Genomic DNA, 15221 nt, shown 5'->3' with positions numbered 1-15221 from the left:
TCCTTTTCGAAGATTAACTATCAAAAGGATTTCATTCAATATCTTTCATACACATTTATAGGAGGCAAGGGGTTAAAGATTTGCTGTTATTCAAAAATCGTTCCTGCTTGAAAGATCAGTGGGTAGGTACGTTACACAATGAAAAAGCCTGCTAATTAAGCAGCAGGCCTTTTCTATCATCGATAGGTTAAAAAGCGTTCATACCAACTATCAATAAACTCTGCGGAGAATGGTCCTTTTCGCTGGCGTATCATATAAATTAAATAGTCTACGTTCTGTTTCAATATTGAATCGATGGCATCCGGGTAATTCATTTCTTTCCGATGCCTTTCATATTCATCCTCATCCAGCAAATTAAACGTCATATCTGGGAATACCTTAATGTCCAGGTCATAATCAATGTATTTCAATGCTCCCGAATCGTATGTGAACGGAGAACTGATATTGCAATAATAATAAACTCCGTCCTCTCTCAACATACCAATAACATTAAACCAATACTTTGAATGAAAATAGCAAATCGCCGGCTCTCTCGTAATCCAGGTCCTTCCATCTGATTCCGTTACCATAGTACGGTCATTGGCTGCTATCACCAGATTTTGGGTCCCTTTTAAAACAGTTGTCTCTTCCCAGATACGATGGATATGTCCATTATGTTTATAGCTATGAATTTGGATTTTTCCTCCTTCGGCAGGAACAATCCCCATTTATCTCTCCCTACTTTCTATAGACACCCTGACAGCGTACTGTGCCCTATTCCGTTTGCAGTTGTTGTGTGTATTTAAAATATATACTTTTTTCCATTTACCCTATATTCCTATATTATAGCGATTTATTCATAAATTTAAAACAAAAGTGGCTAATCTCCCAGTGAAAATGTGTAAATAAGTCGAAAAAGTCTGACCATCCACCCCATTTTAACTTAGAAATTAGCCGGTTATTCATTGTATTGCAGCTTGTCCTTGCTGATAATAACGGATGACTTCTTCCGTTTGCTTCTCGAACATATCATGGATACTTTTCAATTCCTGCTTTTTAAGTTGGATCTCTTCATGAATGGTGACCGCTTCATTCTCCTCTTGCAGGGCAAGGAGTTGCTTCTCTATATCTTGGCATCTTTCGATTTCGGATTGTAAAAGTAAAAGCTTATCCATCGTTTTCAACTGGTTGTTTATTAGCCGGTTAAATTCCTCCATGAATGCACCTTCCTAATGTGTATTTTTTCTATAGTATGTATATTCTAGTTTTTATCCAGCTTTTCCTTTGACATAAAATGTAAACACATCAAAACATTTGTCGAATCAAATGAAAGGCAAAAAAAAGCATCCTTCAAAAGAAGGATGCCTTTCGTTTTTAAAACGGCAATTAGCCTTGGTTTTTATTGCTTTGGGATTTTTGGTTTTGCTGTTTCACTTCTTGGACGTTTGTTTCAGAAGCGAACTCAGTACCGAATTGGCCTTGAGCTTGACCTTGACCCTTTTTTTGCTGAGATTGTGCGTTTTGTTGTCTCACTTCTTGAACGTTTGTTTCAGAAGCAAACTCAGTACCGAATTGACCTTGACCTTGCTGAGATTGCGCGTTTTGTTGTCTTACTTGTTGAGCGTTAGTACCTGCTTGTGATTTATTATTGTTATTAGCCATTGATATCACCTCCACGATAATAAGATAACCAATATCAAGGAGTGTTATCCAACTAATAACATTTAAATTTTTCCAGTTACATTAAACAAGCAATGAAATCCCACCATCAACTATAATGGTTTGTCCACGAATCATACTGGCTCCATCGGAAATTAAAAACAGGATGGTATTCACCATATCTTCCACCTCGACCATCCGTCCAGCAGGAGTTTGTTCTGCCGCCTCAGCAAGCATTTCATCCCGATTCGGGAAAGACTTCAGGGCATCCGTATCGATAACACCACCGGAAACGGCATTGACACAAATGTTTTTCGCAGCCAGTTCGACCGCTAAATATCTTGTCAGGGCTTCAAGCGCAGCTTTGGAAACACCGACAGCTGTATAATTTTTCAAATAGCGAATGGACCCTAGTGAACTGATGCTGACGATTTTCCCTCCGCCGTTCCTCTCCATCAATTTCGCCGCTTCCTGTGCGCAGAAAAGGAGGGCTTTTGTATTGATGTCCATGGTCCAGTTCCAATGCGATTCTTCAAGCTCCATCAAAGGACGCTGCACTCCTGAAGCAGCATTATTAATGAAGATATCCAAACGCCCATAATAAGCATCGATTTCCTCGAACATGCTTTTCACTTTCGCAACGTCACCGACATTTGCCTTAACTACAAGGGCTTTACGCCCCAAAGCTTCAATTTCAGCTGCCACTTCTAATGCTTTCGACTTGCTCCGGGCATAATTAATAACGAGGTCGTATCCTTCCTCTGCAAGCCTTATTGCCGTGCTTCTACCTAAACCTTTACTGCTACCTGTAACGAGTGCCACTTTTTGTTCCATACGTTTATTCATCCTTTCTGAGTAAACACCGAGTAATAAAAATCATTTTTAAAAGGAGTGTTACTGTTATGTATGTTGGACGTGATATGACAGAGTTGTCGATGATGAAAAAATCGGATTGGGAAAATAGCGAACTTGCCTATTTTCATCACTCCCTTCAACAAATGGTACCTTATTTAAACCAAGAAGGACAGAGTATCCATAGCGAAATCGTCAAAGAAATTGAAAATAGAGGCGGACTTAATAGGCAGGAAGCCAATTATACCCATGGAACGAAAACCATTTACGATTGATTTTATACGGATATGACATTGTAAATCAACAAAAAGAAGAGGATATCTTAGCGGATATCCTTTTTAGACAGAAGGCAAACTCGATGAAAATCGAGTTTGCCTTCTGTTTTTTTAGAGTTGTATAATTTGAACGCTGATTGGAGAATGTAGGGCACTCGCTTTCGGCGGGCGGTCCGGGAGCTTCCTCTGGCGTCTTTGCTCCTGCGGAGTCTCCCTTTGACACGCTTTTTCCGCGAGTCTCTCACCTTCCGTTCCAATCAACTCTGTTTTAAAATGTAGATAGAAACCATCCCCAAGGTGACCCTTAATTACAATACTGCCTTTATTCAATCCGCTTTTTTTCTTTATAGGCCTTCATCATTTTTTGGTGGGAAACCGGAAATGCGAAATCCTCCATTTCTTCTTCATTCACCCACTTGAGTTGGTTTTCTCTTAATGTCTCTTCACTGATGGCTTCTTTGACTATTCCCTTATACGTGTCCACTTTCCAAACAAGATGTGAGAAAACATGTTCAATTCTCACAAGTGATTCCGTGATTTCCGGTTTGACACCATACATTTCCTCAAACCGATTCTCGAAGAACTCCCTCTTATGCTGAAGGGATGAATGGTTCTCGAAGTTCGGATATTCCCAAAGATTTGCCAGCAACCCTTCAGATGCTCGCTTGTGAATTAAAAATTCACCTTTTTCATTCGTTAAAACAGCAGCCACAATTGGTACATCCCGCGTTTTTTTCTTTTGGACTTTTACAGGCAGTTCCGATTGAACCCCTGCTTCAAATGCAATACAATGACTTTGAACGGGACATAATAGACAGGCAGGCTTACCTGGTGTGCAGATTAATGCCCCCAGTTCCATCAAGGCTTGATTAAATGCAGAGGTATGTTCATGATCGATCAGCTTTCTGACGGCAGCTTCGAATGTTTTTCTAGTCTTTGGCTTGGCAATATCTTCATATATCATCAATATCCTTGATAATACACGCATGACGTTTCCATCGACAGCTGGCTCCGGCTTGCCATAGGCGATACTTAGAATCGCACCAGCTGTATAAGGACCCACGCCTTTCAATTTGGAAATTTCCTCGGGATCATCCGGTACAATCCCATTGTAGGAAGCCTTCACTTCCTGAACGGCACTATGCAGATTCCTTACACGTGAGTAATACCCTAGCCCTTCCCAAGCTTTTAGGATTTTCTCTTCATCGGCATTGGCAAAATCCTCGAGTGTGGGGAACCATTCCACAAACCGGTTAAAATAGGGAATCACCGTGTCCACCCTCGTTTGCTGCAACATTATTTCTGAAACCCAAACACGGTACGGGTCCTTATTTTCCCTCCATGGCAATTCTCTTTGTTCTTTGAGAAACCAGGAAACCAAATCTTTTTGAAAATCATCGATTTTTATTTTTTCTATTGTCGGGATCGTTATTTCTTTCACATCAGTTCCTCCAAAGATGTTACACTCTTATCAAAAATGGGAATACCTATAGTAGGTCATTCTTTTTTAATATCATGTTCATATCCAGTTATTTGTAATTGGTCACGGAAATAAGTCTGAATTATATTCATTTGATGGTTAATATATAAATACGGTATGATGAGAGAAGACCATTTTTTTCAAATTGTGGCAGGGAGGTTAGTTTTTTGGATACAGGTACTCACTTTGTCATGGGAATTGCTCTTGGAGGTCTTGCCACGTTAGATCCTGTCATTGCGCAGAACCCAGTCACTGCAAGTGCAGTAATAGCAGGTACGATATTGGGATCACAAGCTCCAGACATTGACACCGTTTTAAAATTAAGGAATAACGCTGTATATATACGAAACCACCGTGGAATCACGCATTCCATTCCCGCTGTTTTACTTTGGCCCTTGATTATCAGCGGAGCACTTTTCGCCATCATACCTGAAGCAAATTACCTTCATCTTTGGCTTTGGACGTTTTTAGCCGTATTCCTTCATGTATTCGTGGATATATTCAATGCTTATGGGACCCAGGCTCTTAGGCCAATTTCGTCAAATTGGGTAGCTTTAGGGGTCATCAATACATTCGACCCGTTCATTTTTGGAATACATGTTGCAGGTCTGATATTATGGGGCTTTGGATTTCCTCCAGGCTATTTATTTCTCTCGATTTACGGAATACTCGTTGTCTATTATATCTCCAGATTCAGGGAACAGGCGTTTATAAAAAGAGCTGTTAAGCAGCAAATTCCCGGAGCAAGAAAAATTATTTTATCACCGACCATGCGTTTTCACCGCTGGAAAATCGCGGTAATTACCGAAAAGAATTATTATGTGGCACGAGCCGATAATGGGTATGTGACGATTCTTGATACATTTGATCGAGTGCCATTGCCAGAAAGTGAAATTCTCGAAGCCGCAAAGAAGGACATCAACTTGGCAGCCTTTCTGTCCTTTTCTCCGGTTTACCGATTTGAAATCGAACAGATAAAAGATTATTATGAAGTCCGTTTCATCGATTTAAGATATCGCAGCAATGGGTATTACCCGTTTGTGGCAGTAGTCCATTTAGACAGCGAATTGAATATATTGAATTCTTATACCGGCTGGATCTTTAGCGAAGCGAAGCTGCAGAAGAAATTGAATATTATTTTGTAGTCGCTGCATATTGAAAAAAGGCTGATCCCAGGGAACCCCTCTGGAATCAGCTTTTTAATGAAATCGATTCTGCTGATTTAATAACTGTTTATATTTAGGATTTTTTGCAATGAATTCGTGGAACTGCTCACCGTAGTTATCAATCCAGGTCCTTACAACACGCGATGTCATTTCTTCCCCGGCATATTCATGTCCAGCCTTTGCATAGGTCGCTTCGAAATCTTCCCATAATAATTCCACCCAAGTCAAAGCTTGCTCATACGTGATGTGGTCATTTTTCTCAAGCAGTATCTTGGTTAATCTTTCATGGTAATCATTCATTTGAACCACCTCATTGCCAATATTTTTACAGAATGAACTATACTGTCCCTTACCCATACTAGTGGTAAGCGGAAACGCTTCTTTTCTTTAATCTGATGCTTGGAGGAGAAAAACTTGCGAAATAAACAAAAAGGATTCCCCAACCAAAACAATAATAAATTCCAAGGCGAGCCTCGTGCAAAAGCAAGATATGCATCAAAGCGTGCAGATGGCAGTATTAATACACACCCTCAAGAACGAATGAAAGCATCAAACGAGCGATCGAATTAAAAGGTACCTCAAAAGGAATCGGGTCTTCCCCGGTTCCTTTTTATTTCAACATTGAAATTGGCAGTGCCTCTTCCTTTCCGCTTCCACCTAAACGATAACCCCAGGCGAATACGCCGTTCATATAATCAATTTTGAAATAGACACCGGGATCGCCGTCAATTTGGTATATTTCACCTTTTTTGAAATCATCCGGATTTAACAAATAAGCCTTGGCCATCGTCACTTTACGTTCCAATACTGAAAATTCATTAACCATTCCCAATTGCTCTGCTTTTCTCGCTTTTTCAGTCAACGCTGCAATTTCCTGTTGTAGTTCATAGGCCGACAACTTGCTGTACCTTACGTCGCTCATATATATGGCTCCTTAAATGAAATTAATTTACTTCTATATTAAACAAAATTTTATGATTTGGCTATCGATGCACTTAATCCATATCAGGATTGGAAAGATAACGCTCAATCAATTCTATTGGAAAACCTTTTCGGTATAATGCCTGCTTCATTTTTTGTTCATATTCGAAGCCTTCATGGTTTTTATATCGGCGTTCCATTTTTTCAGCATGGTGGCAAAGAGAATCCCATTGTTCATCTTCATCCTTTTCAACCGTCACATCTTCAAGCGCTTCAAGGATGACATCTCTCGGGAAACCTTTCCGTAACAAGGTTTGTTCAACTTTCAGCCTTAATGCCCGTTCTGATATGTTTTTTTCCTTTTTGACCGATTTTCCAGCAAGTTTCCTTGCATGTTCAATTTGAATATCATAGGGGTATTCCTTCAATGCCTCGACAACCAACTTTTCTTGTACCCCTTTTTCCTTAAGCTCGAGCTTAAGGGTAGTGGGACCTTTATTGCCTCCGTTAACATGGGTCCGTACGTATGCCTTGGCAAATTCTAGGTCGTCTAAATAGTTAAAGCTGTTTAGCTTATGTATCGCTTCCTTTATAATCGGCTCTTCCGTTTCCTTCTTTTTTAAATAAAGGCGAATTTCCGATTCAGAACGCATCCGGTATGATAAATAATTAAGTGCATCGGTAAATGCTTTTTGGATTTCATCATGGAATTGTATTTCAGCTAGCAGCAGGTCATCAAGTGCCGTACCCTTTTTCAATTGAAACTTCAATAGCACTTCTTCGTCCACACTGAAAGCATATTTTTCATCAACGAAAATGTTATAACGATCTTTACGTTTTTTTTGGGTTGTTATTTTTGTTATGTTTGGCATAATATCCACCCCCACCCCTACTTTACCCCTTTACGTGTACCATTTCTATATATAGCATGTCTAAAAATGAAAAAAGGACATGGTCATGTTAAAGTGAAGGAAAGAAAGGGAAAGGAAGTGGTTTTCATGAAAATAGCCATTGCTGGTGGAAGCGGTTTTGTCGGCACAGCCCTTATCGATGAAATATTAAAAGAGAATCATGATATATATATCTTGACCCGTCATCCCGAAAAATTCAAAAAACAGGAAAATCCGACATATATCGGCTGGCTGACCAAAGACGCAAAGCCGGAAATGCATTTGGAAGGGCTCGATGTTTTCATTAACCTTGCTGGTGAATCTTTAAACAGCGGGCGTTGGACTCCTGAACGAAAACGCCGGATTGTCGAAAGCAGGGTCGAAGCTTCCAAAGAGATGAACCGTATCATTTCCAAACTGCCCGAAAAAGTATCTGTCATAATCAATGCAAGTGCAATCGGATATTATGGTATTTCGGAACATGAAACCTTTACCGAAACCTCCGAATCCATCGGTGATGATTTTTTGGCCCGTACTGTTAAGCTATGGGAAAAAGAAGCCGCTAAATCCCGCACTTACAGTGAAAGATTCGTCTTAACAAGATTCGGCGTGATTCTGGGGGAAAAGGAAGGAGCACTGCCAATGATGGTCATGCCTTATAAACTTTTCGGCGGAGGAAAGATGGGCAAAGGGAATCAGTGGCTTTCCTGGATCCATATTCATGACGTGGTCCGTGCAATCATCTTTTGCATGAACGATCAGCGGATTGAAGGTCCAGTCAACTTTACGGCACCTAATCCCGTTCAGATGGATACATTCGGGAAAACAATAGGAACTGTCATGCACCGGCCCCATTGGTTACCCGTACCTCCCTTCTTCCTCAAGACCATGCTTGGGGAAATGAGTGTACTTGTGCTTGAAGGACAAAATGTCCTACCCATTAAACTTAAAGAGGAAGGATTCCTCTTTTCTTTCCCAACCCTCAAAAACGCTTTACAAAATATCTTAAAAGAGGATTCTCACGTATGAAAGGATCATTTTAGGAAAAAATAGGGATATTAAGTGAAATGGAGATGATCTAATTGTCCAAAAAACACGAAAAAGTAAAAAGTAACTTAACTAGTACGCAAGCGGTTATTTATGCTCGGGAATTTAAAAATGCAGATCGAGCAGGTGGTTTTAACGAGAGGAAATCCCGTCGTTAAGTCTGGAGTATTTTCCCGTACATTTTGAACATCCATTCAACACAAAATAAGCTAGAGATGATAAGTTGAATAATCATCTCTAGCTTATTTATTTTAATTTTTAGGGGGCGCTAGCATGGGACGCAATAACATACACCATAATCGAGACAAGAACAAACAGAAACTTCCGCAGGTTCCTAAAAACCTGAAAAGTGACGGACTTGACGTTGAATATTCTTCCGAACTGGCTGACCAGGAAGATATCGAGGCACAAGCCCGGGCAAATGCAGCTGACCGCCGTGCTCATAATCGCCGCTAATAAATAGGACGAACCAAACCAAGGGGCTGTAATCAGCCCCTTATATTTACTTTATTCACATAGTTTATCCACAACCCTGTATATATTGTGGATATATTCTGAAAATACTGACAAACAATAGGTACAATGACTGCCTTACTAACATGAAAATAATGTTATTTCTGGATAACCCTGTGGATTATGTGGATAAAGGGAATGTTCCACTGATCACTCTGCATTTTCATTGTGGATAACTATTCAGTTTCCTTGAATTGTTAAACAGGAATATTATTTATATAATAATTCATCTAGATTGTTAAACTTCCTCCTTCCAATTATCATCGCATGCCAAGCGACTTTTCCAACCATTCCCCCATATGATTGCTAACTAATTTGTCAGTATTTTTTCCGGCCGCTAACCCCGGCATTAAAGGAGGTTCCCCATACTTTTGTCATCCGCACTTTCTTCCAACTGTTTACGAAGCAAGAATTTTTGTATCTTCCCACTTGCATTTCGAGGCAGCTCATTACAGAAGATATATCTTCTTGGACGTTTATAGTTCGCCAGTGTATCACTGTTCTTACACCAGGTTTCTAAATCGCTTTCCTGTAACGTAAGGTCTTTGGCAACGATGAAAGCCGTTACCATTTCCCCCCATTGATCATCAGGCTGACCCAGTACTGCACAGTCGAGAACTCCTTGATGCTCATAAAGTGTGTCTTCCACTTCACGTGGATATATATTTTCCCCTCCTGAGATAATCATGTCGTCCACTCGGTCCTTGACCCACAGATATCCATCTTCATCCAGGAAACCGATGTCACCGGAATGGTACCAGCCTTTGTAAAGCCCTTTTTCGGTCTCTCCACCTTTTTGGAAGTAACCCTTCATGATACATGGACCTTTCACAAGAATTTCCCCTGTTTCCCCAGGTTCCAGAATATCATCGGGATCTGATGGCCCTTCGTCATTCGGACGGGCAATGATGATTTCATGATCGGAACATGCTTTGCCGGCAGAACCCGCTTTCCTAATTTGATCATCCTCCAATAAGAGAGTGATGGCGGGACCCATTTCAGTCATACCATAAGCTTGGATGAACTGGATGCCAAGTTTCTCCTGACAGGCACGTACAAGTGATGGTGCCATAGGGGCTGCTCCATAAAGCCCCAGCTTCAAACTCTGGAATTTATATTCATCCAAGTTTTCCTGAAGTAGCATGTTCCACATCGTTGGTGCAGCAAATAACTTAGTGATCCCCTCGGATTCAATCAGTTCCATAACCTTTTTGGGATTAAACTGATGTAATATGACATTTGTGGCACCAGCCTGTACGCGAGGTAAAAAGGAACAGTGCAATTCAGCACAATGAAACATCGGTGCAGTAATCAACCCGATGTCAGAGCGTTCGTACTTCATGGCCTCTATTAAAATCTCTGCTTGTTTGACCATATCTTTATGAAGGTGAATGACCCCTTTTGGTCGTCCGGTTGTCCCGCTCGTATACATGATGGCATAAACATCATCCTCGTGAACGTCCACTTCATCCGGATTTGATGAGATACTTGCCATTTTTTGACGGTAACCTTTGGCATATCTCGGAACATTATCATCAATATACCAGAAAGCAGTTTCCGGAAATCGCTTCTCAACCGCGGCAACGCTCGATTCCAATTCGTGCTCGAATAAAACGACCTTTGGAGCAGCGTCATTTAAGATGTAAGCCAACTCCTCTGGCATTAAGCGGAAGTTGATTGGATTAAAGATTGCGCCGATTTTTGCACAGGCAAAGAGTGCGGTGGCAAGCTCTTCATTGTTGTAAAGGTATGTAGAGACCCTGTCGCCTTTTCGCACTCCTTCCGCTTGAAGGGCCGCCGCCAACCTATTCACCTGCTCATTCCATTGAATGTACGTATAGCGGATATTTCTTCTCACGTCGTAGATAGCTTCTTTAATGGGGAATTTCTGAACCGTCTGATCAAAGATATTTTTAATCGTCACTGACATATCATTTTCCTCCTCAAGTAAACCCACCATCAACGGGGAGAGTTCAGGCCAGCCCTGCCGATGGTAGGCTTCATCACTTTTTCAGCTTTTACTTTCGTGCGAATTACGAATGTTCATAACCGTATAGTCCCGTTTCAGTCCAATCTTTCAATGATGGTGGCATTCGCCATTCCGTGGCCCTCACACATTGTTTGCAGCCCATAACGGCCGCCTGTCCTTTCCAACTCATGGATCATTGACACCATCAATCGGGCCCCACTGCCGCCAAGAGGATGACCTAAGGCAATCGCCCCGCCATTTGGATTCAGCTTCTTGGGATCTGCCCCCGTTTCTTTTAGCCAGGCAATAGGTACAGGAGCGAAAGCCTCATTCACTTCGAAGACATCGATATCATCGATGGAAAGGCCGGCTTTTTCCAAAGCTTTTTGAGTGGCGGGAATCGGCCCAGTAAGCATCAGGGTGGGATCTGATCCGACTACAACCCGTGTATGCACTTTAAAACGTGGTTTCAATCCAAGTTCTTCCGCTTTACTGCGTTCCATCAATAATAAAGCGGCAGCACCGTCACTTATCTGGCTTGAGTTCCCGGCATGGATTAAACCGTCTTCTTGGAAAACCGTTTTCAACCCAGCCAGTATTTCCATGGTAGTTCCAGCCCTTGGACCTTGATCTTCCGTAACTTCCATATGATTTCCTTCTTTATCAGTACCCGTTACTGAAATCATTTCACGGTCAAAATGCCCTTCTTTTTGAGCACGTATTGCTTTGGCATGACTCTCAACGGAAAACAGATCACATTCTTCACGTGTTATTCCCCACTTATCGGCGATTCTCTCAGCTGATAAACCTTGGTTAATCACCTCATACCTGTCTAAATACTTTTGGCTGGTTACAGCACCTTGATTATTAGACCCCATGGGGACTCGGGACATGTTTTCCACTCCTCCGGCTACTACAACATCCATATCTCCCGACAAAATGGCTTGGGAAGCGAAATGGACAGCCTGCTGACTTGACCCGCATTGACGATCAATCGTCGTTCCCGGCACTTCGATCGGAAATCCTGCAATCAGTGCAGCAATTCTTGCTATGTCACCTGCTTGTTCACCAACCTGTGAAACACAACCTAGTATGACATCATCGACAATAGCCGGATCGATGCCCGCCTTCTCAATCAGCTTTTTCAATACTTCCCCTGCTAGATCATCTGGGCGAACGTCTTTCAAGGCACCGTTCCTTTTCCCTACTGGGGTTCGAATCCCTTCAACGATTACCACTTCCCGCATATACTCTCTCCCCTTCTCATCCTGTTTATATTAAAGGCCCAGATTCTTAGCGATGATTTTCTTCATGATTTCATTTGTCCCGGCATAGATGCTTGCTACCGGGACATCCCGATACCTTCTGGCAATCTTGTATTCTTCCATATATCCATAGCCGCCATGAAGTTGCATGCACTCAATCGATATTTTTCTCGCAGTCTCCGTCAAACGCCATTTTGCCATCGAAACCTCTGTGACCACCTGTTCTCCCGCCATATGATTGGCGATCAATTGATCTAGGAAAACACGCCCCATTTTGATTTCCGTTGCCATTTCCGCGATTTTGAATTGAGTATTTTGAAACTGACTCACGGATTTTCCGAACGCTTCCCTGCTTTTCACGTACTCAATGGTATCGGCCAGCATATCCTCTGATGCCGTTTGAGCACAAATTGCCACTACAAGGCGTTCCTGCTGCAATTTCTCCATTAAATAAGCAAAACCCTTTCCTTCTTCACCAAGCAGGTTTTCCTTTGGAACACGACAATCCTCGAAGATCAGCTCTGCTGTATCCTGACTGTGCAAACCAAGTTTCTTCAGTTTTCGCCCCCTGGAAAATCCAGGAGTATCCCTTTCTACCACGACTAAGCTAACGCCTTTATGCTTTGGAACGGCATTTGGATCCGTTTTACACGCAACGATGACCAAATCCGAATGAATGCCATTTGTGATGAATGTCTTTTGGCCATTTAATATGTAATGTTCTCCATCCAAAATAGCAGTGGTTTTTATATTGGCTAAATCCGAACCTGTTCCAGGCTCTGTCATGGCGATTGCTGTAATGATTTCCCCTGTTGTGCATTTAGGAAGCCAGCGCTCTTTCTGCGCCTCACTTCCGTATGCGGCAATATACGGAACAGTGATGTCACTATGGAGTCCGAAACCAATGAAACCAGAACCTACTCTTTCCAATTCCTCATTAATTATGACTGCAAAGCCCCAATCTACCCCGGAACCCCCATAATCTTCTCCAAGATTCGGGCAGAGAAAACCCTGTTCCCCCATTTTCACCCAAAATGACCGGGGAATGATCCTCTCTTCTTCCCATCTTTCATAGTGGGGAACTGCTTCTTTCTCTAAAAACTTTCGGAATGACTTACGGAAAATGTCATGATCTTCACTTAGATATGGATGTTTCATCTGTTTTTATCTCCTCTGCATGGCTTTGTCTAAGGCTCTTTTCAAGATCGATCTATAATGGATTGGATCATCTTTTCCAAAAGGAATTCACACTTACCTGGGTGACATTCGAATGGCCCCATCCAGCCTGATGGTTTCCCCATTCAGCATTGGATTCGTTATGATGCTCTCCGTTAGCTTAGCGTACTCTTCGGGATATCCGAGCCTTGATGGGAATGGAACGGTTTTACCTAATGACATCCTCGCTTCATCAGGCAATGAATCGAACATCGGAGTATGGAATAGACCCGGTGCGATAGATACGACACGTATCCCTTTTGTGGCAAGCTCCCTTGCAATCGGCAGGGTCATCCCAACAATGCCCCCCTTAGAAGCACTATATGCGGCTTGTCCGATTTGTCCTTCAAAGGCAGCTACCGAAGCCGTATTGATAATGACACCACGCTCCCCCTCTTGGTTCGGCTCATTTTTGACCATTTTTTCAGCCGCAAGTCGGATGACATTAAATGTACCGACCAAATTGATTGTCACCACATTTGAGAACGCTTTCAATTCATGTGTACCTTTTCTGCCTATGACCTTCTCTGCAATTGCAATACCAGCACAGTTGATGACCGTATTGATGCTCCCGAATTTTTCAATTCCTTCTTCCAACGCTCCCAATACGCTATCTTCACTTGTTACATCCGTTTTAATGAACAGGACTGAATCTCCCAATTCATGAGCCATCTTAGCGCCATTTTCTTCCGAGAGGTCAAATATGACTGCCTTTCCACCTTTTTTAATGATGTTTCTTACTGTCGCCGCTCCCAGACCTGAAGCCCCGCCTGTCACAACTGCAATGGTTTCTTGAATATCCAAATCCTCACCTCATTTGTTTCTAGAATATATATTCATCTTTCACTATCATCAATACCTATTTTCAATATTAATTTCACCGCTTGCCTGTTTTATCGTTCACCTTCAAGTCATGAAGGGTTACGGTGAAGCCTTTGATTACCTGTTCAAAATCCTGTTTCAATCCATCCAGCTCTTGAATGCGTTCATTAATTTCGTTTAATTTCTGTCCTGCCATTTCAATCGTTTTTTCCAATTGCTTAATGCCTGTCCTATCCTTATCGAATAACAGGACTATATCCTTTATTTCCACTAACGAAAAACCATACTTCTTACCGCGCATTATGATTTTAAGCTGTGCGTATTCTTTCTTTCCATATACTCTTTTTCCCGTTTCGGTACGTTTTGGACTAAGCATACCCAGTTCCTCATAATATCGGAGGGTCCTTGTCGTCAATTCGAATTCTTTTGCTAACTCAGAAATGGTGTACATGTAAAAACCACACTTTGCAAAGGGATTATTTACCTTTATTTTAACATTGACGTTAACGTAAACTTCAATAAATATTCACAAAATTTATAATATATGAAACTGCATGAAAGATTTAAATTGATATACTATGGGTATATTCTTTTAAAGAAGGGAATGATCGATCAATGCTATGCTCAAAAATATTAGTTGCTTACGATGAATCTGAATTGGCACTTAAATCTTTAGAAAAAGCGATTGAATTAGCCAAGTTGGATCCCACCATCGAAATCCAGGTGCTTCACGCTGTAACGTTGCCAATCAAACCAAATATATATGGCAATGCCTTTCAGGAAATTGAAGAATCCATGCTCAATTATGGAAATGAAGTGATAAAAAAAGCGGAAGCGTTATTATCAGAAATCCCGAATGAATCCCAAACATTTGTCGTAGAGGGTTCAGCCATCACGACTTTATTGGAACATGCAAAATCCCGTAATTGTGACCTTATCATCATGGGCAGCCGCGGATTGAGTGGTTTCAAGGAATTCCTAGGCAGCGTGAGCCACTATATCGTTCAACATTCCCCAGTGCCCGTCTTGTTGGTCAAATAAAATTTACTGCAAATATTCATGCCGGCCCTTTCATAGCTGGGTTTCCCTTTGGAATCCAGCTTCTTTATGCGTGCATGAAACCCCATCAAAACTTATCGTGTTTTACAAACACTTCCGTTTACGGGTA

The 15221-nt window shown here is 41.6% G+C and carries 20 protein-coding genes; 7 read left to right on the top strand and 13 right to left on the bottom strand.

Annotation, left to right across the window (positions count from 1 at the left end; translation table 11 throughout):
* Positions 1-176: 176 nt before the first annotated feature.
* The 4 genes from ntdP to fabL form a co-directional block, all read right to left on the bottom strand.
* Positions 177-707, bottom strand: coding sequence for a nucleoside tri-diphosphate phosphatase (ntdP, locus tag QUF78_RS04560; RefSeq protein WP_048685440.1), 531 nt, complete (start codon positions 705-707; stop codon positions 177-179).
* 234 nt (positions 708-941) lie between these two features.
* Complete coding sequence (locus QUF78_RS04555; RefSeq protein WP_289323756.1) at positions 942-1196, bottom strand: YgaB family protein; 255 nt, start codon at positions 1194-1196, stop codon at positions 942-944.
* Between the two features lie 169 nt (positions 1197-1365).
* Positions 1366-1641, bottom strand: a complete 276-nt coding sequence (locus tag QUF78_RS04550; RefSeq protein WP_289317921.1) for a gamma-type small acid-soluble spore protein — start codon at positions 1639-1641, stop codon at positions 1366-1368.
* An 81-nt stretch (positions 1642-1722) separates the two neighbouring features.
* Positions 1723-2472, bottom strand: a complete 750-nt coding sequence (gene fabL, locus QUF78_RS04545; protein WP_214747519.1) for an enoyl-[acyl-carrier-protein] reductase FabL — start codon at positions 2470-2472, stop codon at positions 1723-1725.
* A 68-nt stretch (positions 2473-2540) separates the two neighbouring features.
* Between fabL and QUF78_RS04540 the strand changes: the two genes are divergently transcribed.
* Positions 2541-2765 (top strand): hypothetical protein, encoded by a 225-nt coding sequence (locus tag QUF78_RS04540; RefSeq protein WP_289323755.1) that lies wholly within the window; start codon positions 2541-2543, stop codon positions 2763-2765.
* A gap of 322 nt (positions 2766-3087) precedes the next feature.
* Here the strand turns inward: QUF78_RS04540 and mutY are convergent, their stop codons facing one another.
* Positions 3088-4206 carry an A/G-specific adenine glycosylase gene (gene mutY / locus QUF78_RS04535; RefSeq protein ID WP_289323754.1) on the bottom strand — a complete coding sequence of 373 codons (1119 nt, stop codon included), beginning with the start codon at positions 4204-4206 and terminating at the stop codon, positions 3088-3090.
* A gap of 206 nt (positions 4207-4412) precedes the next feature.
* Here mutY and QUF78_RS04530 point away from each other — a divergent pair, with 206 nt between their 5' ends.
* The gene (locus tag QUF78_RS04530) at positions 4413-5390 is read left to right on the top strand and encodes a metal-dependent hydrolase (protein ID WP_289323753.1); all 978 of its coding nucleotides are present in this window, start codon (positions 4413-4415) and stop codon (positions 5388-5390) included.
* A 54-nt stretch (positions 5391-5444) separates the two neighbouring features.
* On the opposite strand, the gene QUF78_RS04525 is transcribed toward QUF78_RS04530, so the two are convergent.
* Entirely contained in the window at positions 5445-5711 is a 267-nt protein-coding gene (locus QUF78_RS04525) for a YfhJ family protein (protein ID WP_289317925.1), read from the bottom strand.
* 114 nt (positions 5712-5825) lie between these two features.
* Between QUF78_RS04525 and QUF78_RS04520 the strand changes: the two genes are divergently transcribed.
* Positions 5826-5981, top strand: coding sequence for a small, acid-soluble spore protein K (locus QUF78_RS04520; protein ID WP_034305387.1), 156 nt, complete (start codon positions 5826-5828; stop codon positions 5979-5981).
* Between the two features lie 40 nt (positions 5982-6021).
* On the opposite strand, the gene QUF78_RS04515 is transcribed toward QUF78_RS04520, so the two are convergent.
* Entirely contained in the window at positions 6022-6333 is a 312-nt protein-coding gene (locus tag QUF78_RS04515) for a YfhH family protein (protein WP_063234815.1), read from the bottom strand.
* Positions 6334-6406: 73 nt separating this feature from the next.
* On the bottom strand, positions 6407-7204 hold the full coding sequence (gene recX, locus QUF78_RS04510; protein WP_289323752.1) for a recombination regulator RecX: 798 nt from the start codon (positions 7202-7204) through the stop codon (positions 6407-6409).
* 126 nt (positions 7205-7330) lie between these two features.
* On the opposite strand from recX, the gene QUF78_RS04505 reads away from it, so the two are divergent.
* The 3 genes from QUF78_RS04505 to QUF78_RS04495 all read left to right on the top strand — a co-directional run bounded on the left by QUF78_RS04505 (position 7331) and on the right by QUF78_RS04495 (position 8725).
* Positions 7331-8251, top strand: a complete 921-nt coding sequence (locus QUF78_RS04505; protein WP_289327221.1) for a TIGR01777 family oxidoreductase — start codon at positions 7331-7333, stop codon at positions 8249-8251.
* Between the two features lie 53 nt (positions 8252-8304).
* The gene (locus QUF78_RS04500) at positions 8305-8427 is read left to right on the top strand and encodes a YfhE family protein (protein WP_289323751.1); all 123 of its coding nucleotides are present in this window, start codon (positions 8305-8307) and stop codon (positions 8425-8427) included.
* A gap of 115 nt (positions 8428-8542) precedes the next feature.
* The gene (locus tag QUF78_RS04495; protein WP_034306455.1) at positions 8543-8725 is read left to right on the top strand and encodes a YfhD family protein; all 183 of its coding nucleotides are present in this window, start codon (positions 8543-8545) and stop codon (positions 8723-8725) included.
* 406 nt (positions 8726-9131) lie between these two features.
* Here the strand turns inward: QUF78_RS04495 and QUF78_RS04490 are convergent, their stop codons facing one another.
* The 5 genes from QUF78_RS04490 to QUF78_RS04470 form a co-directional block, all read right to left on the bottom strand.
* On the bottom strand, positions 9132-10712 hold the full coding sequence (locus QUF78_RS04490) for a fatty acid--CoA ligase (protein WP_289323750.1): 1581 nt from the start codon (positions 10710-10712) through the stop codon (positions 9132-9134).
* 134 nt (positions 10713-10846) lie between these two features.
* Complete coding sequence (locus QUF78_RS04485; protein WP_289323749.1) at positions 10847-11998, bottom strand: thiolase family protein; 1152 nt, start codon at positions 11996-11998, stop codon at positions 10847-10849.
* Positions 11999-12028: 30 nt separating this feature from the next.
* Positions 12029-13174 carry an acyl-CoA dehydrogenase family protein gene (locus tag QUF78_RS04480; protein ID WP_289323748.1) on the bottom strand — a complete coding sequence of 382 codons (1146 nt, stop codon included), beginning with the start codon at positions 13172-13174 and terminating at the stop codon, positions 12029-12031.
* 93 nt (positions 13175-13267) lie between these two features.
* Positions 13268-14035, bottom strand: a complete 768-nt coding sequence (locus QUF78_RS04475) for a 3-hydroxyacyl-CoA dehydrogenase (protein WP_289323747.1) — start codon at positions 14033-14035, stop codon at positions 13268-13270.
* A 73-nt stretch (positions 14036-14108) separates the two neighbouring features.
* Positions 14109-14504, bottom strand: coding sequence for a MerR family transcriptional regulator (locus QUF78_RS04470; RefSeq protein ID WP_289323746.1), 396 nt, complete (start codon positions 14502-14504; stop codon positions 14109-14111).
* A 164-nt stretch (positions 14505-14668) separates the two neighbouring features.
* Between QUF78_RS04470 and QUF78_RS04465 the strand changes: the two genes are divergently transcribed.
* Positions 14669-15094: a universal stress protein gene (locus tag QUF78_RS04465; RefSeq protein ID WP_289323745.1), complete on the top strand. Its 426-nt coding sequence runs from the start codon at positions 14669-14671 to the stop codon at positions 15092-15094.
* Positions 15095-15221: the final 127 nt, after the last annotated feature.

Origin of the sequence: Peribacillus sp. ACCC06369 (genome assembly GCF_030348945.1) — a bacterium.
Classification (GTDB): Bacteria; Bacillota; Bacilli; order Bacillales; family DSM-1321; genus Peribacillus.
Note: the sequence above shows the minus strand (reverse complement) of the source record. Positions and strands in the feature narration are given on the sequence as shown.